This window comes from Nocardia sp. TBRC8007 (assembly GCF_056629435.1).
Genome location: NZ_JBWSOR010000036.1, coordinates 23743 through 43753 on the forward strand (window position 1 = coordinate 23743; position 20011 = coordinate 43753).

At 63.7% G+C, this 20011-nt stretch carries 17 protein-coding genes and 3 pseudogenes; 14 read left to right on the forward strand and 6 right to left on the reverse strand.

Annotation, left to right across the window (positions count from 1 at the left end; genetic code table 11):
* Nucleotides 1–3: 3 nt before the first annotated feature.
* From nuoH to ACX4ZE_RS19865, 8 genes and pseudogenes are all read left to right on the forward strand, one after another.
* Nucleotides 4–1179: pseudogene (gene nuoH, locus ACX4ZE_RS19830) on the forward strand (NADH-quinone oxidoreductase subunit NuoH); the annotation flags it as partial.
* Entirely contained in the window at nucleotides 1165–1794 is a 630-nt protein-coding gene (gene nuoI, locus ACX4ZE_RS19835) for an NADH-quinone oxidoreductase subunit NuoI (RefSeq protein ID WP_480274982.1), read from the forward strand. The pseudogene nuoH and the gene nuoI, both read left to right, overlap by 15 nt.
* Nucleotides 1791–2618 (forward strand): NADH-quinone oxidoreductase subunit J, encoded by an 828-nt coding sequence (locus ACX4ZE_RS19840; protein ID WP_480274966.1) that lies wholly within the window; start codon nucleotides 1791–1793, stop codon nucleotides 2616–2618. Before nuoI ends, ACX4ZE_RS19840 begins: the two co-directional genes overlap by 4 nt.
* Complete coding sequence (nuoK, locus tag ACX4ZE_RS19845; RefSeq protein WP_412800300.1) at nucleotides 2615–2914, forward strand: NADH-quinone oxidoreductase subunit NuoK; 300 nt, start codon at nucleotides 2615–2617, stop codon at nucleotides 2912–2914. Before ACX4ZE_RS19840 ends, nuoK begins: the two co-directional genes overlap by 4 nt.
* A 1-nt stretch (nucleotide 2915) precedes the next feature.
* Nucleotides 2916–4802, forward strand: coding sequence for an NADH-quinone oxidoreductase subunit L (nuoL, locus tag ACX4ZE_RS19850; protein WP_480274967.1), 1887 nt, complete (start codon nucleotides 2916–2918; stop codon nucleotides 4800–4802).
* Nucleotides 4799–6424 (forward strand): NADH-quinone oxidoreductase subunit M, encoded by a 1626-nt coding sequence (locus ACX4ZE_RS19855; protein WP_480274968.1) that lies wholly within the window; start codon nucleotides 4799–4801, stop codon nucleotides 6422–6424. The genes nuoL and ACX4ZE_RS19855 overlap by 4 nt, the downstream gene beginning before the upstream one ends.
* Nucleotides 6425–6527: 103 nt before the next feature.
* Nucleotides 6528–8153 (forward strand): NADH-quinone oxidoreductase subunit NuoN, encoded by a 1626-nt coding sequence (gene nuoN / locus ACX4ZE_RS19860; RefSeq protein WP_480274969.1) that lies wholly within the window; start codon nucleotides 6528–6530, stop codon nucleotides 8151–8153.
* A 19-nt stretch (nucleotides 8154–8172) separates the two neighbouring features.
* Nucleotides 8173–8748: a carboxymuconolactone decarboxylase family protein gene (locus ACX4ZE_RS19865; RefSeq protein ID WP_480274970.1), complete on the forward strand. Its 576-nt coding sequence runs from the start codon at nucleotides 8173–8175 to the stop codon at nucleotides 8746–8748.
* 209 nt (nucleotides 8749–8957) lie between these two features.
* Here the strand turns inward: ACX4ZE_RS19865 and ACX4ZE_RS19870 are convergent, their stop codons facing one another.
* On the reverse strand, nucleotides 8958–9911 hold the full coding sequence (locus ACX4ZE_RS19870; RefSeq protein ID WP_480274971.1) for a coiled-coil domain-containing protein: 954 nt from the start codon (nucleotides 9909–9911) through the stop codon (nucleotides 8958–8960).
* A gap of 450 nt (nucleotides 9912–10361) precedes the next feature.
* Between ACX4ZE_RS19870 and ACX4ZE_RS19875 the strand changes: the two genes are divergently transcribed.
* The 4 genes from ACX4ZE_RS19875 (at nucleotide 10362) to ACX4ZE_RS19890 (ending at nucleotide 12800) form a co-directional block, all read left to right on the forward strand.
* Nucleotides 10362–10784 (forward strand): hypothetical protein, encoded by a 423-nt coding sequence (locus ACX4ZE_RS19875; RefSeq protein ID WP_480274972.1) that lies wholly within the window; start codon nucleotides 10362–10364, stop codon nucleotides 10782–10784.
* A 62-nt stretch (nucleotides 10785–10846) separates the two neighbouring features.
* Nucleotides 10847–11026, forward strand: a complete 180-nt coding sequence (locus tag ACX4ZE_RS19880) for a helix-turn-helix transcriptional regulator (RefSeq protein ID WP_480274973.1) — start codon at nucleotides 10847–10849, stop codon at nucleotides 11024–11026.
* The gene (locus ACX4ZE_RS19885; RefSeq protein WP_480274974.1) at nucleotides 11023–11976 is read left to right on the forward strand and encodes an ATP-binding cassette domain-containing protein; all 954 of its coding nucleotides are present in this window, start codon (nucleotides 11023–11025) and stop codon (nucleotides 11974–11976) included. The genes ACX4ZE_RS19880 and ACX4ZE_RS19885 overlap by 4 nt, the downstream gene beginning before the upstream one ends.
* Complete coding sequence (locus tag ACX4ZE_RS19890) at nucleotides 11973–12800, forward strand: ABC transporter permease (RefSeq protein ID WP_480274975.1); 828 nt, start codon at nucleotides 11973–11975, stop codon at nucleotides 12798–12800. Before ACX4ZE_RS19885 ends, ACX4ZE_RS19890 begins: the two co-directional genes overlap by 4 nt.
* A gap of 234 nt (nucleotides 12801–13034) precedes the next feature.
* Here ACX4ZE_RS19890 and ACX4ZE_RS19895 read toward each other — a convergent pair whose 3' ends face one another.
* The 3 genes from ACX4ZE_RS19895 to ACX4ZE_RS19905 all read right to left on the reverse strand — a co-directional run bounded on the left by ACX4ZE_RS19895 (nucleotide 13035) and on the right by ACX4ZE_RS19905 (nucleotide 15680).
* Entirely contained in the window at nucleotides 13035–14540 is a 1506-nt protein-coding gene (locus ACX4ZE_RS19895; RefSeq protein WP_480274976.1) for an MFS transporter, read from the reverse strand.
* 120 nt (nucleotides 14541–14660) lie between these two features.
* Nucleotides 14661–15317 carry an IS110 family transposase gene (locus ACX4ZE_RS19900; protein WP_480274977.1) on the reverse strand — a complete coding sequence of 219 codons (657 nt, stop codon included), beginning with the start codon at nucleotides 15315–15317 and terminating at the stop codon, nucleotides 14661–14663.
* A 45-nt stretch (nucleotides 15318–15362) separates the two neighbouring features.
* The gene (locus ACX4ZE_RS19905; RefSeq protein WP_480274978.1) at nucleotides 15363–15680 is read right to left on the reverse strand and encodes a helix-turn-helix domain-containing protein; all 318 of its coding nucleotides are present in this window, start codon (nucleotides 15678–15680) and stop codon (nucleotides 15363–15365) included.
* Nucleotides 15681–15791: 111 nt separating this feature from the next.
* Here ACX4ZE_RS19905 and ACX4ZE_RS19910 point away from each other — a divergent pair, with 111 nt between their 5' ends.
* Nucleotides 15792–17069 (forward strand): IPT/TIG domain-containing protein, encoded by a 1278-nt coding sequence (locus ACX4ZE_RS19910; protein WP_480274979.1) that lies wholly within the window; start codon nucleotides 15792–15794, stop codon nucleotides 17067–17069.
* Nucleotides 17070–17168: 99 nt separating this feature from the next.
* A pseudogene (locus tag ACX4ZE_RS19915) lies at nucleotides 17169–17468 on the forward strand (IS3 family transposase); the annotation flags it as partial.
* Nucleotides 17469–17637: 169 nt separating this feature from the next.
* On the opposite strand, the gene ACX4ZE_RS19920 reads toward ACX4ZE_RS19915, so the two are convergent.
* Entirely contained in the window at nucleotides 17638–18810 is a 1173-nt protein-coding gene (locus ACX4ZE_RS19920) for a hypothetical protein (RefSeq protein WP_480274980.1), read from the reverse strand.
* A 51-nt stretch (nucleotides 18811–18861) separates the two neighbouring features.
* Nucleotides 18862–20011, reverse strand: a pseudogene (locus tag ACX4ZE_RS19925) (hypothetical protein); the annotation flags it as partial.

Sequence of the window (20011 nt, forward strand, 5' to 3'; positions counted from 1 at the left end):
CCGCTGTGGCTCGTGCTCGCGAAAGCACTCGCGGTCTTCGTCTACCTGATGCTCATTCCGTTGGTCGCGGTGCTGGCAGAACGAAAAATCGTAGCGCGCATGCAGATGCGGATAGGTCCCAACCGGACCGGGCCGTTCGGATCGCTGCAGAGCGTCGCCGACGGCGTGAAGATGGCGCTGAAAGAAGACATCGTCCCGGCGATCGTGGACAAACCGATCTATATTCTGGCGCCGATCATCTCGGTGGTGCCCGCCTTCATGGCGTTCGCGGTCATACCGTTCGGACCAGAGGTATCGGTCTTCGGAGTCACCACCACGCTACAACTCACCGATCTGCCGGTGGCGGTGTTGTACATCTTGGCGATCACCTCTATCGGCGTCTACGGGATCGTGTTGGCCGGGTGGTCGTCGGGCTCGACTTATCCGCTACTCGGTGGTTTGCGTTCGACCGCACAGGTCATCTCCTATGAGATCGCGATGGCACTGTGCTTCGCCGCCGTGTTCCTGCTCGGCGGCACCATGGCCACCTCGGGTATCGTATCCGCGCAAGAAGGAACCTGGTATGTTTTCCTGCTGCTGCCGTCATTCCTGATCTACTGCGTCTCGATGGTCGGCGAGACCAACCGGGCGCCCTTCGATCTGCCGGAGGCCGAGGGCGAACTGGTCGGCGGTTTCCACACCGAGTATTCCTCACTCAAGTTCGCCATGTTCATGCTGGCCGAGTACGTCAACATGGCCACGGTTTCCGCGCTGGCGACCACGTTGTTCCTGGGAGGCTGGCGGGCACCGTGGCCGCTGAACATGTGGGACGGCGCGAATTCCGGCTGGTGGCCGGTGCTGTGGTTCACCGCCAAGGTATGGATGTTCCTGTTCGTGTTCATCTGGCTGCGGGGCACATTGCCACGTCTGCGCTACGACCAGTTCATGAATCTCGGTTGGAAACTGTTGATCCCGGCTTCCCTCAGCTGGGTCATGGTGGTCGCTACCGCACGTGTCCTACAAGTCGAGGGCTACCCCGTGCAGACCCCTATCCTGGTGATCGGTGGTCTGCTTATCACCGCTGTGCTGGTGCTGCAGTTCCTGCGGGCCGGACGAGCGAAAGGGACACCACCACCGATCGAGCAGCCTCCTGCCGCCGACTCTTCGGTCTTCCTCGGTTTCCCGGTGCCGCCGTTGCCCACCGATGCCCACTCCCGCGACATCACCCTCGCCAAGACCGGACTACTCGAACCACTGTCCGGATTCGCTGTCACTGCCGTGACCATGCTCAAGAAACCGAACACCGAGTTCTACCCTGAGCACAAGACACCCACCGCGCCGCGCTATCACGGCAGGCATCAGCTCAACCGTCATCCCGATGGTCTGGAGAAGTGCATCGGCTGCGAACTGTGTGCTTGGGCCTGTCCAGCAGATGCCATCTACGTCGAAGGCGCGGACAACACCGAGACCGAACGATACTCGCCAGGTGAACGGTACGGCCGGGTCTACCAGATCAACTACTTGCGTTGCATCGGTTGCGGACTGTGCGTCGAGGCATGTCCTACCCGGGCACTCACGATGACCAACGACTACGAGATGGCCGGCGACAACCGAACCGACCTGATCTACGAGAAAGACAGGTTGCTGGCTCCACTGCGGCCTGGGATGACCGTGCCACCGCATGCTATGTACCCCGGCACCGATGAGACGGACTACTACCTCGGTCGGGTGCCCGACAGTTCACCGGACATCGCCACCGACGGTGATCCGGCAACGCGCCCTGCCGCCACGAACGCCGAAGGAGCGGCACGATGACCGACTTGATCCTGGCCGCGCAGTCACTGACTCATACCTCCGGCGGAGAAGCGGTCCAATTCTGGATTCTCGCCCCCCTCGCGGTACTCGGCGCGCTCGGCATGGTGTTCGCCCCCAAAGCAGTGCACTCCGCGCTGTGCCTCGCCGCGACAATGATTGCACTGGCCACATTCTATATCGCCGAGGACGCACTGTTCCTCGGCGTGGTGCAGATCGTGGTCTACACCGGCGCGGTGATGATGCTGTTCTTGTTCGTGCTGATGCTCGTCGGTGTCGATTCCGCCGAATCGCTGAAGGAAACCATCCGTGGTCAGCGCTTCGCCGCCGCCATCGTAGGGCTCGGCTTCGGTCTCCTGCTCAGCAGCGGTATCTCCCGCGGTGTCCGCGAAGCCGGAATCACTTTCCCTGCTTCCGGTTTCGCTGGCCGCGACGTAATCGGTGAACTGGCCGAGCTGATCTTCCTGCGCTACGTGTGGGCCTTCGAACTCACCGGCGCCCTGCTCATCACAGCTACTATCGGCGCGATGGTGCTGGCCCACCGCGAGCAATTCGGGCCACGCACCGGCCAGCGTGAACTGTCGCGCCGCCGCTTCAGGGAGCAGGGACACCGCGCGACTCCGCTACCCACCCCTGGCGTCTACGCCAGGCACAACGCGGTGGACATCCCCGCTCGGCTGCCTGACGGCTCGTTCGAGGAACTGTCGGTCAGCACCATCCTGCGCCAACGCCGCACCAGGGCGCTCACCGAAGCAGCCGTCATCTCGGTCGGCACACCCGCGCCGGAGCAGGCCGACAACCCCAGCGACGAGGGAGGCAACCGGTGAATCCCGAGAACTACCTGTTCCTGTCCGCCCTGCTGTTCACTATCGGCGCGGCCGGTGTGCTGCTGCGACGCAACGCCATCGTGGTGTTCATGTGCATCGAACTGATGCTCAACGCAGTGAATCTCGCCTTTGTCACTTTCGCCAGGATGCACGCCAACTTGGAGGGGCAAGTGTTCGCATTCTTCACCATGGTGGTCGCCGCGGCCGAAGTGGTCGTCGGTCTGGCCATCATCATGACCATCTTCCGTACTCGCCGCTCGACCTCGGTCGACGACGCCAACCTGCTGAAGTTCTGACGTGGACACCGCGACGCTCTGGCTGCTGCCCGCCCTGCCATTGGTGGGTGCGATCATTCTGTTGTCGGCTGGACGCCATGGAGACAAGCCCGGCCCGCTGTTCGGCACCCTGATGGCGCTGGCTTCGTTCGTCGTCGCGATGATCGCGTTCATCGAGATGCTCGGGCGCGACACCGCGGCACGCGCGGTGCGCACGGATCTGTTCAGTTGGGTTCCGGTGACAGGCCTCCGGATCGACTTCGCCCTCCAACTGGATCAGCTCTCGATATGTTTCGCACTGCTGATCACCGGCGTCGGTTCGTTGATCCACATCTACTCGATCGGCTATATGGGCCACGACCCGGCCCGGCGACGATTCTTCGCCTATCTGAACTTGTTCCTCGCGGCGATGCTGCTGCTGGTGCTGGCAAACAACTATCTCGTGCTCTACCTCGGCTGGGAAGGTGTCGGTCTGGCCTCCTACCTGCTGATCGGGTTCTGGTATCACAAGCCTTCGGCGGCAACCGCAGCCAAAAAAGCCTTCGTGGTCAATCGGGTCGGCGATATGGGTTTGGCGATCGCCATGATGGTGATGTTCGCGACGTTCGGGTCGGTCGATTTCGACACCGTGTTCGCCGGCGCGCCCGCCGCGAGCGAGGGCACGCTCACCGCTCTAGGCCTGTTGCTGCTGCTGGCCGCCTGCGGCAAATCCGCACAGGTGCCGCTGCAGTCCTGGCTCGGCGACGCGATGGAGGGCCCCACCCCGGTCTCGGCGCTCATTCACGCGGCCACCATGGTCACCGCGGGGGTCTATCTGATCGCGCGATCCAACCCGATCTTCGACCTGGCGCCGAACGCGCGGTTGGGGGTGGTACTGGTCGGTGCGGTCACATTGCTGTTCGGCGCGATCATCGGCTGCGCCAAGGACGACATCAAAAAGGCGCTCGCCGCCTCGACCATGAGCCAGATCGGCTACATGGTGTTGGCTGTGGGCCTCGGCCCGGTCGGGTATGCCGCCGCCATCATGCATCTACTCACCCACGGCTTCTTCAAAGCCGGGCTGTTCCTCGGCGCGGGCTCGGTGATGCACGCGATGAACGACGAAACCGATATGCGGCGCTACGGTGGCCTACGTACTCTGCTGCCGATCACCTATGTCACTTTTGGTCTCGGCTACCTGGCCATCATCGGGGTGCCACCATTCGCCGGGTTCTTCTCCAAGGACCGGATCATCGAGGCCGCGTTCAATCAGGGTGGCCTGAACGGGGTGGCGCTGGGTACCGTAGCGCTGCTCGGCGCCGGTCTGACCGCGTTCTACATGACCCGGGTCGTGCTGATGACATTCTTCGGTGAGCGCCGCTGGAAACCGGACACCCACCCGCGCGAGTCACCCGCGGTGATGACCGGCCCGATGATCCTGCTCGCGCTGGGCTCGGTCGGCGCGGGCGCGGTATTCGCCTTCGGCTCCTCGCTGCAGAACTGGCTGGAACCGGTGGTCGGCGCCGAGCACGGTACCGAAACCATCCCCGCGGCGCTGGTCACGGTGCTCGCGCTGAGTGTGGTCGGCATCGGCGTCGCGGTCGCCTACGCGCAGTACGCACAACGCGAAGTCCCGGACACCGCACCAGAATCCGTGTCCGCGGTGACCATCGCGGCACGCCAGGATCTCTACGGAGACGTAGTCAACGAAACCGTGTTCATGCGGCCGGGACAGCATTTGACCCGGGCCCTGGTATTTCTCGACAACCGCGGTATCGACGGGATCGTCAACGGCACCGCGGCGCTGATCGGTGGGTTGTCCGCACGGGTCCGGCGAGTGCAATCCGGGTTCGTGCGCTCATATGCCCTGTCCATGTTCACCGGCGCGGCTCTGGTGGCCGCAGCCCTGCTGGCAGTGAGGTTGTGGTGAGCGAGTTTCCTTGGTTGACGACACTGTGGCTGGTTCCGGTCGCAGGCGCGGTGATCGTGCTCACGCTGCCCGCCGCACGACGCACTCTGGCCCGCGGTGTGGCTTTCGGCTGCTCGCTGCTCGTCCTGGTCATCGGCATCGGTATCGCCGTGCGCTTCGATCCCGGCGGCGCGCAATACCAGTTCGTCGAAGCTCACCAGTGGATTCCGGCGTTCGGCGCCGGTTACACCCTCGGCCTCGACGGCATCGCGTTGGTGCTGGTACTGCTGACCACGGCCCTGGTCCCGCTGCTGATTCTGGCGGGCTGGCACGATGCACGAGAAGCCGGCGGGGGCAAGCGCGCCGCACACACCTACGTCGCGCTCATCCTGCTCGTCGAAGCGATGGTGCTGGTCTCCTTCGTCGCACTGGACATCCTGCTGTTCTATGTGTTCTTCGAGGCGATGCTCATCCCGATGTATTTCCTCATCGGCGGATTCGGGCCGCGTACCGGCGATGAGCGGATACGCAGGCAGCGCGCACGGGCGGCGGTGAAGTTCCTGATGTACAACCTTTTCGGCGGGTTGATCATGCTGGCCGCGGTCATCGGATTGTACGTGCTCACCGCCAGGGAGGCGCTGGGCGAAGGATCCTCGGGCACGTTCGATTTCCGTACCGTGGTCGCCGCGGCCAACGCAGGCCAACTCGGCGCCGGGCCCGCAGTGCTCAATGCCCTGTTCCTCGGCTTCATGTTCGCCTTCGCGGTCAAAGCGCCACTATGGCCGCTGCATACCTGGCTGCCGGACGCCGCCGTCTCGGCCACGCCGGCCAGCGCGGTGCTGATGATGGCGGTGGTGGACAAGGTCGGCACCTTCGGCATGCTGCGCTACTGCCTGCCGCTGTTCCCGGACGCCTCGAAAGCCTATGCGCCACTGGTGGTCACGCTCGCGGTGATCGGTATCGTCTACGGCGCTCTGCTGGCCATCGGACAGACCGACGTGATGCGTTTGATCGCCTACACATCGATCTCCCACTTCGGTTTCATCATCCTCGGCGTCTTCGCGATGACCAGTCAGAGCCAGACCGGCGCGACGCTTTACATGGTCAACCATGGCATCTCCACCGCCGCGCTGTTCCTGATAGCCGGATTCCTGGTCTCGCGCCGAGGCACCCGCCTCATCGCCGAGTTCGGCGGCGTCCAGAAAGTGGCGCCGGTGCTGGCGGGCACGTTTTTCGTCGCAGGCCTCGCCACCCTGTCGTTACCCGGTCTCGCACCGTTCATCAGTGAATTCCTCGTGTTCATCGGCACATTCACCCGTTATCAGTTCGCTGCGGTGATCGCCACCAGCGCACTGGTGCTTGCCGCGCTGTATGTGCTGTGGCTCTACCAACGGATGATGACCGGTCCGGTGAAGCAGGGCAACGAACGGATCCACGACCTCGCACCCAGGGAACTCGTTGTGGTCGTCCCGTTGCTCGCCATGTTGTTGTTCCTCGGGGTCTATCCGAAGCCTCTGACCGACTTCATCAATCCCGCGGTGAGCCGAACACTCACCACCATCGGCCGCGATGACCCCCCACCATCGACACCCACACTTCTCGAAGCGGGGTCGGCCCAGCATCCCGAAGGTGCCCACAAATGAGCCGACCGAGCGCGCACGACTGTCGTGGTCCTCGACCGGAACATAGGCGGACAACGACCCTCGATCCCGCGAACACCTGTCGAACAACCACAGGACGGCCTGAGTGAACGACTTCGACTTCGCCTCAACGCTCGCCGCGAATGCCCCAGCGCCGAGCATCGCCTACAGCTCTGTGTCCCCTATGCTCATCGTATTCGCCGCCGCCGTGCTCGGCGTACTCGTCGAGGCATTCCTCCCCCGCCGCCTCCGCTATCCGGCACACCTGGCGCTGAGCCTGGGTGGGCTGACCGCAGCACTGATAGCTGTACTGGTGCTGGCGGGCACCGAAACCACCACCTTCGCAGGCGCTGTTGCGATCGACGGAGTCGCCCTGTTTCTGCAGGGCGCGATTCTGGTGGTGTCGATCCTCGGGCTCTTGTTCATCGCCGAACGCGGCGCCGAACCGCACAAGCAGCCACATTCGGGCCCTGGCACCTGGAGCCGAGCCGCTTCCCTACTAGGACACGGTGTGGACGCCTTCACACCGCAGGCTTCGGCGGTGCCCGGCAGCGCGACCGAGGCCGCGGCAGTACGCGCGGGAATCGCGACTACCGAAGTATTCCCGTTGATGTTGCTGGCGGTCGGCGGACTGCTGCTGTTCCCAGCATCCAATGACCTGCTCACGATGTTCGTCGCACTCGAGGTACTGTCCTTGCCGCTGTATCTGCTGTGCGGGCTGGCGCGCCGTAAACGGCTACTCTCCCAGGAAGCCGCGCTGAAGTACTTCTTGCTCGGCGCGTTCTCCTCAGCGTTCTTCCTCTACGGCGTCGCGCTGCTCTACGGCCGAGCGGGCACGGTGCGGCTCACCGGTATCGCCGACGCCATCGCACAGCAGCCGGAGAACAGGACACTGGCACTGCTCGGGGTCGCGCTGCTGACAGTCGGCCTGCTGTTCAAGATCGGCGCGGTGCCATTCCAGTCCTGGGTGCCGGACGTGTACCAGGGCGCACCGACCGCGATCACCGGTTTCATGGCAGCCGCCACCAAGATCGCGGCAGTCGGCGCATTGGTGCGCGTACTGCAAGTCGCCGTTTTCGGCCTGCGCGACGAGTGGCGCCCGATCCTCGCGGCCATCGCGGTCGCCACCATGGTTGTCGGCGCGGTCATGGCGATCACCCAGACCGATGTCAAACGCATGCTCGCCTATTCCGCGGTAGCCCATGCCGGCTTTCTGCTCACCGGACCAGTGGCAGCCGACGATCGGGGTGTCGCAGCGGTCTTGTTCTACCTGCTGGTATACGGCATCAGCACCCTCGGTGCGTTCGCCGTGGTCAGCCTGGTTCGCGAAGCGACAGGCGACGAAGCCACCGGCCTACCCCGATGGGCCGGGCTCGGCCGTCGTTCTCCTTGGCTGGCCACAGTTTTCGCGCTGTTTCTGCTTTCCTTCGCGGGTCTACCGCTCACCAGCGGCTTCATCGGCAAGTTCGTTGTTTTCGAAGCCGCTGCTTCGGCAGGCGCGGCACCGCTGGTAATCGTGGGCGTGATCTGCAGCGCCATCGCGGCATTCTTCTATCTGCGCGTCATCGTCCTGATGTTCTTCACCGATCCGCCCGCCGCGGCTCCCATACTCGTCACACCCCCACTGACCACCACTGTTGTCATGGTCAGCGCCGCTGCCACGCTCCTACTCGGCGTCTTCCCACAGCCGGTGCTCGACGTAGCCGAGCGCGCCGCGACATTCGCACGCTGACGAATATAGAAGGACGGTCATGAATTCGCTGCGCCCGGAAAACCTGCCGAAGCTCGATCTGCCCGCCGACACTGAGCTGGACTCCGACACGATAATGTTCCTCGGTTCCATGCCGCCGCTCAACGTGTGGCGGATGCTCGCAAGAACCGGTATCGCCCGGCAATATCAGGCGACACTGTCTGTAATATTCGGTCCGGACTGGATTCCCGGTGCGGATCGCGAGATCATCGCCCTGCGCACTTTCCGGCAGAACGCATCGGACTACGAGATTCCGCAACACATCGTGTTGGCCGAGGCGGTCGGGCTCCCTCCACATATCAGTCGAGCGGTGCTGGACAATGAGCTGGACCGGCTCTCGGCGTGGCATCAGCGCCTGTGTCACATGGTCGACGAGATGTCCGACCGAGCGAAACTCGAAACCGCGCAGGTACGGGAGCTGGTGACGCATTACAACAGCCAGGACACGGCTTCGCGGGCGATCATGACAATGGCCTGGTTCCAGATGCTGACGCGCTTCGTCGATTCGGCCGGTGTGCCCTTGGAAAGCGGACCCAACCCTTATGCCGGGCTGTCGACACCGACCGAGAGTAGTTGAGCGAGGGACGTCGTAGCACCGGAACCGATCCGGGCTTCGTCGACAATCAAGGAATCTGAACAGCTACTTTGCTCTATTCGAATTAATATCTGTTGTCGATTCCGATATACGCAATTGGTATCGACCGGTCGAGACTCGTATCACCACCGCCCGACGAGGGATGAGGGTGGTGATGTGGCTGGGATTGTCGACCGGATTCACTTGGCCGATCACCCACCGTCACGAGCACCGAGTTCGGTACGAAGCGACTTGCGCCGAGTTTCGGCGAGGAGTTCGTCGAGTTGGGCTTCGGCTCGTTCGGCACGAGCAAGGGTCTGCGCACGTGCTTCATCCACTGCCTCGAGGCGGTGAGCGGCCTCGGCACGAGCCTTGTCGACAGCCATAGCAGCCTCGGTGCGGACCGTGGTGAGCTCGGCGGCAGTGGCGCGGCGGGTTTCGGCGAGCTCGGCGCGAACAGCGTCGAGCTCGGCACGCACCCTGTGCCATTCGGCTCGCGCCTCATCGGCTGCCTCGGCTCGCTCGGCGCCGAGCTGTTCGGCGCGCTCGGCCGCACGTTCAGCGTCAGCCGCACGCTGCGCAGCAAGATCCCGTTCGGAGCGAGCCGCGTCGACCTGAGCGGTTGCTGCACGGTGTGCGCGTTCGATCTCGGCTTCGGCACGGTGCTGTGTCTGTTGGATCTGCTCGGCGGCATCCTGTGCGGCGCGTTCGATCTCGGCTTCGGTCTCCTGGCGCACGGTGCGGATCTCGGCTTCGGCGGCACTGCGGGCGGCGAACACCTCATCCGCTGCCTGTTCGGTGACACGTTCGACTTCACGAAGGGCGTCGTCACGTACCGAGTTCGCCTCGGCGATCAGAACTTCCGCCTGTTCGGCGACGTTGGCCGCGTCATCTGCCGCGGCCTCGGCGAGCACCCTCGCCTCGTGCGCTTCCTTGCGGGCTTGTTCGGCTGCCACCGCGGCGCCCTCCGCTTCGGCCACTTGACGTGCCGCATCCGCCTGCACTGCTCGGACTTGCGCCTCGGCAATCGATGGATCAGCCAACGTGGACAGTTCCGCGACAGCGGCATCCACTGTGGCGCTCACCTGCTCGGCAAGCCCACGAAACTGAGTCAGCAACTCATCGGCCCGTAATCGCGCTGCCGTCACCGGCCGCTGTTTTGTCATAGTGATGGTAGCGGTCGATTCTTCCGACTCCTGCGCTTCCCGTTGCAGCCGCTGCCGTTCCCGCCACGCACGCCACCTCGTGTGATCCGGAAGGTCGCAGTACTCCGATGGCCGACCAGGTCCACCTTCCCGCTTGATGGGCCGAGAGCAGCCCGGATAGTTGCACGCATTCGTCACCTTTGAATCGTAGAGTCGATTCACCTGAGGCAAACGAATCAGTACGGAACGAAAACGAAGATGTCGCCGATGACGGCTGACCACTCATCGACGGGTTCCCAACTGCCCCGACTTCTCTCATCTCGCCCATGTCGACGACCAGGACGAAGGCATGTGACCCCGAACCTTCGGAAGCGTTGGGCTGACTGGATATTGCATGTCAAAAATTATTGACTCTATGTCTTAGATCCCTTACATTGTCCATGTAAGGTTTACTTGACATGGGAGTGGTGGATGTCGTTCGCGGAACGAGGCGCCTGGACGTATCTGACGGTCTACGCCCTCATACTCATCAGCTACGTCACGATCGTGAGTATCGTCGCGGCGGGCGCGCCATCGGTGGCCGAAGTGAACTTCGTCCCGCTCCTACTGGGAACCATCGGCATCGGCATTGTGGCCAATATTGCCGTCCGCATCGTTGTGGAGATCACGCGGGCGAGTAACGACTTCACCGTCGACGAGCGCGACCAGGCCATCAACCGGTACGGCGAGCATATTGGTGGCACCGCGCTGGCAGTGGCCATGCTCGCGCCGTTCGGCCTTGCCATGGCAGCAGTAGACCGATTCTGGATCGCGCACGCCATGGCAGCGGCCTACGTGGGGGCAGGCATGGTCGGCGAGCTGGTCAAGATCATCGCCTACCGGCGGGGTCTGTAGCCGTGGCTAAACCGACCAGAATCACTAATTCGATTCGCGCCCTGCGTTTCTCCCACAATGAAATGACGCAGGCGGACTTGGCGGCCCGAATCGGAGTGACCCGCCAGACAGTCATCGCCATCGAGCAGGGGCGGTACTCACCGTCGCTGGAGATCGCATTCCAGATCGCCCGGGTCTTCGGGGTGGCGATCGACGACGTATTCCAGTACCCCGAATCGCAAGACAAGGAAGGTTCGCAATGACCGCACTCGCAATCCAGGCCGAGGGCCTGCGTAAACGTTTCGGCGAGACCACCGCGGTGGATTGCGTTGATCTCACGGTCGCGACCGGGACAGTGTATGGCGTGCTCGGCCCCAACGGGGCGGGCAAAACCACCACCATCCGGATGCTCGCCACCCTACTGCGACCGGATGCCGGGCATGCCACGATCTTCGGGCACGACCTGATCGCCGAGGCCGACGCCGTACGGCAACGCATCACGCTCACCGGCCAGTACGCGTCGGTGGACGAGGACCTGACCGGGCAGGAGAATCTCACCCTGGTGGGGATGCTGGCCGGATACCGGCGAGGGGCCTCAGCCACGCGCGCCGGAGAACTGCTCGAGGCATTCGACCTCGCGGACGCGGCCGGACGGCAGGTGAAGAACTACTCGGGCGGGATGCGGCGACGCCTGGACATCGCCGCGAGCATCACCGTCACACCGGATCTGCTGTTCCTCGACGAACCGACCACCGGCTTGGATCCCCGTAGCCGCGCCCACGTCTGGGACATGGTGCGGGCCCTGACTGCCGCGGGCACCACGGTGCTGCTCACCACGCAGTACCTGGAGGAAGCCGACCTGCTGGCCGACCGCGTGGCGGTCATCGACCACGGGCGTGTGATCGCCGAGGGCACCACCGACGACCTGAAGTCCTCGCTCGACGTGAAATCGCTACGGATTCGGGTCCTCGATCCCGACCGCGGACCCGATGCCCGCGACCTGCTGACCCGCGCCCTGGCCCAACCAGTCGAGACGCATACCGACCCGAGTGCGCTGTCGGTACGCATCACCGACACCGAGCGGGCCGCCACCGCACTGCGTGTCCTGGCCGAGGCCTGCATCGAGATCACCGACTTCGGCATCGAACAACCCAGCCTGGACGAGGTCTTCCTCACCCTGACCAACACCGAGACGATCGAGGCCGTCGCATGACCACCATCGCCACCGCGGCGCCGACCATTCCGTCGGCGCTTCTGGCCCCCGAGGCACGCCCACACCGTCCTGGTCCGGCGACCGCTGCCGCCGTGTTCGCCTGGCGGGCGCTGTTGCGGATCAGACACGTGCCCGATCAGCTGTTCGACGTGACCGTGTTCCCGATCCTCATGCTGATCATGTTCACGCACCTGTTCGGCGGCGCGCTGGCCGGCTCCACTGGGGAATACCTGCAGGTGCTGTTACCCGGAATACTCGTGCTCACCGTCACCATGACCACCACCGCGACCGGCACGGCACTGGCCCTGGACATCCGGCGCGGAGTCTTCGACCGATTCAAGTCGATGCCGGTCTGGCAGCCTTCCCTGCTCGTCGGGGCGCTGTTGGCCGATCTGGGCCGCTACACGCTCGGTTCCACCGTCATTGTGACCACCGGATTGATCCTCGGCTTCCGGCCCGACGCCGGACCCCTCGGCGTCGTCGCAGGCATCGCGTTGGTCGCACTGTTCGCCTGGAGCTTGTCATGGGTCTGGGCGACTCTAGGCCTGCTGGCCCGGACACCGGAATCGGTCGTCCAGACCGGTATGGTGATCACCTTCCCGCTGACCTTCATCAGCAACGTCTTCGTCGACCCGGCCACCCTGCCCGGCTGGTTGCGGGGAGTCGTCGACGTCAACCCCATCACGCACCTGGTCAGCGCGGTTCGCGGCCTCATGCACGACCAGCCCGTCACCGGCGAGATCGGGTGGACGCTGCTGTCGTGCGCCATCATCGTCGCGATCTTCGCACCGCTGACCATGCGCCTACTCGCTCGTGAACGCTGACCTTCCCGGCCACGTCGATAACTGAATGAATCACGCACAGCTGGAAGGGCTATCACCCTATACGGTGACAGCCCTTCCAGCTCATTCATTCCACACCGCCACAAACGATCACGAGTGCGATGCACAGCAAAGACACGGAAATAGCTGTCACACAGGGAAAATACCGCACGCCAACAAGCTGACAGGGTGATGCCCACCGCAGGTATCCACAGAGGTGGGACCGGCCTGCGGCGGCTATACATGCAGTTCGTCTGGATCGATCTCGGAGTGGGCGGCCTCTTGCGCTGCTTGTCCTTCGGCGACATCGTCGGGAGTGAACCGCATGAATGCCACCACTCCACCAGCCAGTACTGCGATGGCGGCGCAACAGACGAATGCCAGCCCGTATCCCTCTGCGAGCGCGTGGAGTTCGTCGTCGGTCATGGCTAGAGTTGGTCCGGTCGCGCCACCCCTGGACAATGTCCTGGAGGAGACTATCGCGCTGACTGCCACCAGACCCACCGCGCCACCGAGGTTCTGCGCAACCTGTGCCAGAGCGCTCAAGGGGCCGATCTCGGTAACTCGGACTCCCGCTACCACTGACAGAGTCAAGGGGATCACAGCGAATCCGACACCGAATCCGATTGTCACCACCGGCCCGGCGATACCGGGAAAATATCCGGGTGACTCAGTCGCGACTACCGCGGCATAGAGGCAGCCGACGAGGGTGATCAGACCCCCGAACATCACCAGCCATCGCGGTTGGATGCGCAGGGCGAGTTTAGATGCGATCGCGGCGGCGATTCCCATCCCGAAGGCGAACGGCACTACGGCGAGCCCGCTGCGGATGGGTGAGTATCGCAGTATCCCTTGCAGGTACAGCGAGATGAACACCGCCATGCACATCATCATCGCGCCCGCCAACAGAATCGCCCCGAGCGCAGCAACCCGACTGGGATTGCGAAAAAGCGCGAACGGCAGAATCGGGTTCAGCGCTCGGCGCTCGACCAGTAAGAACACAGTCAGCAATACAATCGCCAGCAGCGCTGAGGCCAGTACGATCGGTTGTGTCCAGCCATGGGGCCCCTCGTTGATCGCAAGCACGAACATCGTGACTCCGACAGTTGCCAGGACCGCACCGCGAACATCGAGACCGAGGCGTCGCCCCTGCGATTCACACAAGAAAACCCCAGCACCGGCCATGACCAGGACACCGATCGGCACATTGATCAGAAAGACCAACCGCCAGGACACTTCGGTGAGCACACCTCCGGCGATCAGTCCGGCTACCGACCCCACGCCCATCATCGCCGCATAGATGGCGAATGCCTGACTGCGCGGTTTGCCCGGCGCATACGTAGTGGCGACCAATGCCATGGAGGTGGGTGCCGCGATCGCGGCCGACACGCCTTGTAGGGCGCGGCCCACAATGAGACTGTATGGATCCCATGCCAGCCCGCATAGCAACGATGTCAGGGTGAACGCCGCGACACCGACGATGAACATCTGCTTGCGGCCGAAGGCATCACCCAGGCGCCCACCGAGCAGCATCAGGCCACCGAAAGCGAGAACATAGGCGGTGATTATCCAGTTTCCGCCGGATTCGCTGAGCCCCAGTCCTTCCCGGATACGCGGAAGCGCGAGGGCGGCAACTGTTCCGTCGAGCACTACCAGTAACTGCATCCCACTGAGAACGAGGATCGGCACACCGAACGCACTGGTCTGCATCGCTCCTGATGATGTGTCTGAAGATGCGGTCATAGCAGCCGACGCTACCGCTACGCCTTTGTTCTTTACCGGCAGGAGCTGGTGCGGTTGGCGGTTCACCATTTCGGCAGTGGCCCGAAGTGGCGCAGCATACTGACCGTGTTCGAGCAACTCTCAGCGCCGAGTATCGGTCAGGTGGTGTTGGCGCCGATCACCGGTACCGCCATCCACCAGTCCCACTGGTGTTGTCGGTAACACGATTTGAGTAGCGACCCCCAAAAGGCTACTGCCGGAATCGGCGACGCTGTCCTGCATGCGCTGCTGGTCGGCCTTCAGCCGGGCATCCAGAGCCCGCACGTCGGCGACGAGGTCGCGGGCATGTTCCACCGGTGAGCAGGGGCGCAGCCGCCGGAACGCGTCGGCAGCCTGGTTCGCGGTCAGATCGGTGGACACGCCACCGGGCAGCAACTCCCGCATCACCGCGTGCAGCTGGTTGACCGTGCGGGTGCGCTGCCTGGTCAGGTTCGTGCGCAGCTCATCGAGCATTCGCAGCACGGTGCTTGCTCCCTCGGCCTCGATGGGCGCCGCATCGCCGTGCAACGTCGCGACACTGGCAGCCGCGGCTGTGTCGATACTGTCGTTCTTGCGCCGCCCGCCCCGCAATAACTCCCGGACCCGCGCGGTGGCCGTGGATGGCACGTCGGTGACCGTCTCACCATGGGCGATCAGCCATTGAGTGAGATGTCGACCCAACCCCCATGCGTTCTCCACGGCCCAGCGTCGTTCGGAGAATCTCTTCACCCACACCAGTAGTCGCCGATACCCCGGCAAGCCGACGGCGCTGCAGATGGTCTCGAGCGCCTTGTCTGTTGATTTTCATTCGGTTTCCACCGAGTCTCGATTCCCAGAGAAGAAGGGCGTATCGGTGCGTAGGTAATTGTAGACGGTTTCGCGGCTGATGCCGAACTCTCTGGCCAGTGCGGCTTTCGGCTCCCCATCGGCGGCGCGGGTGCGTAGCTGGTGGGTTTGTTCGGTGGTGCGGGTGGGTTTGCGGCCGGTATAGGCGCCGCGGGTCTTGGCGGCGGCGATGCCTTCGCGTTGGCGTTGGCGGATGAGGGCGTGTTCGAATTCGGCGAAGGCGCCCATCACCGACAGCAGCAGGGTGGCCATCGGGGATTGTTGCGGAACCGCCACCAGAGATTCATTGCGAAATCGCTACTGCCAGTGGGTTACTGGAGTCAGCGGTACGACGACCCCCTCGATGACCGTTGCAGAACAACCCTTCTCCTTCTGGAAGGCTCCACGATGGCGCCGGTGCTCACCTCGCTCAGCCCCAGCTCCGGTCCCGAATCCGGATTCAACACGGTGCAGATCTTCGGTAGCGGGTTTGCCGGTGCCGGCCCGTTGACGGTGCGGTTCGGGGTGACGGCGACCACGTTCACCATCGTCTCCGACACCCAGATCGACGCTATCGCCCCGCCCGGCACCGGCACGGTCGAGGTCACCGTGGCCGCCCTGCTGCACGGCACGAGCAATCCGCTGCCCTATAGCTACGGCGGTGCTGGTCTGCTGTTCTTCACCGATGGCTTCAGCCCCAGCACTGTGTACTCAGTGCCGCAGACGGGGGGCACACCGACTCCGTTGGCGACCGGTCTGAGCGTTTCCGAAGGTCTCGTCCGGGTCGGTAACCTCCTTTACCTCTGCGAGACTTTGACCAATCGGGTGTCGACGATGCCGGTCACCGGGGGCCCGCCGACCCCCCTGGTGACCGGCTTGTCGAACCCTTCGGATATCACCGTCTCCGGCAGCACCTTGTTCATCGCCAACCTGGGCACCGGTCAGGTGGTGTCGGCGCCGATCACCGGCACCGCCACCCCCACCGTGGTCGCCACCAGCCCCACCAGCATCACCTGGATCACCGATGGGGTGCCGACTCAGCTGGGGAGCTCGCCGTTCTCGGCTGCCCTCCTGGCCACACCTGTACTCACGGCGCTCGAGCCGATTTCCGGTCCCGAATCCGGCGGCAATACGGTGGAGATCTTCGGCAGCGGATTCGCCGGCGCCGGTCCGTTATCCGTGCGGTTCGGAGCGACGGCAACCACGTTCACCATCGTCTCCGACACCCAGATCAACGCCATCGCCCCACCCGGAACCGGCACCGTCGGTGTCACCGTCACCTCGGTGGACGGCACCAGCAACGCACTGCCCTACACCTACGGCGGCCTACTGTTCTTCACCGATAACAGCTTCATCGGCAATGTGTATTCGGTGCCGCAAACCGGCGGCACCCCGACCTTGCTGGCGTCCGGTCTGAGCACTCCCACCGGACTCGTCCGGGTCGGTAATCTTCTCTACCTCTGCGAGCAATCGGCTAATCGGGTAGTGACGGTGCCGGTCACCGGTGGCACACCGACCTCACTGGTGACCGGCCTGTCGCTCCCTACGGATATCACCGTCTCCGGCAGTACCCTGTTCTTCACCGATCAGGCCACCGATCAGGTGGTGTCGGCGCCGATCACCGGCACCGCCACCCCCACTGTGGTCGCCACCAGCCCCACCAATGCCTTCGGGATCACGACCTGAGCGTCGGCCCAACTGCCGAATCCTGTAGCGCCCATCACTGAACGGTATGGTCCAGTCGATATCTCGGACCATTGCCGGAGCCTGCGCGGGCAGTAACACCATTCGCCCCGAGGAATCATTGCCAGCTCTCGTCGATTCATGCACGCGCTCAACATGTTTTGGATGCTCGGGTCGATGGGACGAGTCGGTGCGGCCGCCGACAATGCCGCAATGGAGAGCTTCGTCAGTCTCTTACAACGCAACGTTATCGACCGGCGGCAGTGAGCGACCCGCGAGCAACTGCGGATCGCGATCGTGTCCTGGATCGAACGCACCTACCACCGGCGTCGACGCCAGGACCTGCTCCCGGTCGAATACGAAGCGATCATGACCCCAGCAGCAGCCGGTCAGGCTGCATAACCACTGTCACCTGACCGTGTAGCAGCCCCAACGTTGCCGAACAGCGCGGCGGGGCCACATGCAGCCAGCTACTTCCCCAATCGTTCCTTGTCGGTGCGGATGGACTCGCGCAACCCGAACACCTCATAGATCTGCGCACGGTGTACTTGAAGCCGGGGTCGGGTATACCTCAATGCTCTGGATACAAGCTTGCGATCGTGTGGATGGTGTAGATGGATTGTCCGCTTTCGGTTTCCGAGCCGATGACGGTTTGCAGCCAGGGCAGTTCGATAGGTCCGTTGATCCTGTGTCCGGTGAGTAGGTCATAGGTGGAGTAGGTGGGTGGTTTCTGGCGGTAGTCACGGTAATCGAGGTAGGTGAGAGTGGTGCCGGTGATCGCCTGCCAGCGGTCCTGATCGCCCGGGGGCAGCGCCCATTCCTGGGTTACCTGCGCGGACCCGGTCATCGGGACCGACAGTACGTTGCCGCGGATGGTGGACCAGTACAGCCGGTCCCCGGCAGCGGCCACACCCGTGAATATGGTCCCGGTGTTCGCGGGCATGTCCAAAAGTGTCTCCTCCCATGAACCGTCGGACAGGCCGACTCGCACCCGGGTCACTCGGGACGTTGCGATATCGACCGACTCTGCCGGCCCTGCGAGGAAATACATTGCGGTCCCATCAGCCGAGCACACCGCTCCTGATTGCGGCCTGACGCCCTCAGGGCGCTGCCACTGGCTGCGGACGACCTGCTCCCTGTCGGGTGGCAGCTCGTAGAGCCGCCACCCGACGAGTTCGGCCTCATGGCCGATGGATTCGTCCTGCACCAGCGTGAAGACGCTGTTTCCACAGTACGCCGGGGCGGACACACCACCCCGCATGATGCCGGTCCGGGCAGGTCGGCTCGGGTCCAAGGAGACGTACTGGTTGGTCGTCTGCCCGTCGATGTAGCCGGTGTCGATCCAGATCGTCGCCCGGCCGGTCGCCGGGTCCTGTACCCATTCTTTCACCATGAACCCGTCATCGACGGGTACCTCGGTGCGGGATGTAGCGGTCAGCGTGATCACCGAGCGGGCGGTCGTGGTGACCACCTGTCCTGGCGAGGCCAATATCTTGGTATGCCAGATCGCGTCACCGTCGACGCGGCCGACGACGGTGCCGTTGGCGTCGAACGCGAACACCAGGCTGCGGTCGGTTTCCGACCGGAATGGTGGCCCGATCGGGCCCAGTGCCACCATCCCCACCGCGTCAGGCGGCAGTGCGTGCACGGCCGCTTCCCCGCCGGGGTATTCCCGCGCGCACGCTACCGTCACCGCGCTCAGCATCGCGGCGCACAGTGCCGCGACCCGGCGGGTCCTTGTCATCTCACACCTCGGATAGTTGTCGTTTCGGTTACCAGTGCACACACCGTGCGGTCATGGGGTGTAATGGGTTACCCGCGGGGAATCACGGATATCGACCGGCCATACTCCCGAGCCACCGTCCTTGTCGAGGTCGAGGTTGCCGTTGGAGGCGTTCATATAGGCGGCCCACACCAGTTGCGCACAGTTGTAGACGCCCTCCTCACCGTCTTTCCAGTCCCGCCGATTGAACGCGAAATCGCTGTTGTAACCGGAACCGACCCGGCTTTCCGCGTACCGCACCGCCCGAGCGCGGACATCGTCGGTGGTGTTCGCTTCCATCAGCTGCGGCAACCGCACCTTCCGGCCATCCGGGTATGCGCGCTTGTCGTAGTTTCTGATCAGGTGCACGCCCTTGGTGTTGTTCGACTCGACGGTGTTCTCGGTGGTGACGTAGATGCCGTTGTGGCCGTGCCGGTACCGGAATATCCACTTACCTGACGAGGATTGGGAGAAGAACAGGTCGCCCGCGCGGCGTGCCTTCGGCAGCAGCTTGAAGTCCGAGTCGGGGACGCCGGTCTCACTGCTGTCACTGCTATTGCTGCTGTCACTGCTGTCGCTGATAGGCCCGAAGATCTGAGCCTTCACCTTGGCATCCTTCAACGCCGCCTCCACCGCGGTCGCGAGGGGCATGGATGATGCCGTGGCGGCGCGGCGAGCATCGGCGAGTACCTGATCGGGCGTGGCATCCGGCATGAGCCCCGCCAGCTCGACGATCTTCGCGCCGGGCGCTGTGATCGAGCCGCGCTGGAATTGCTGGCCGACCGTGACATCACCGTCCGAACTGGCGGAATCCGTAGTCGGATAACCATAGCTACCGCGTTCGTAGCCCGCCCGAGCCCATTGGTCGAGGATCGACGCGACCACAGGATGCGCGCCGGTCGAAGGCGACCAGTAGATCATGCCGCGTTCGAAACGGTTGTATCGCCCCGCACCATCGGGGGTTCTGATCTCGTCGCTGGTCGGGTATCCGAGCCGGCCTCCTTCCCACCCGGTGCGGCCCCACTTCTCATAGATCGCACCACCGACCGAGTACGCCTCGTTGAGCTTCCAATAGATGGTGGAGCCGGTGAAATGCTGGCGACGACCGATCCCGTCCGGATTGACGATCTCATCGGTGGTGGGATAACCGATGTACTGAGTTTTTCGATGTGATGTCGTAGGG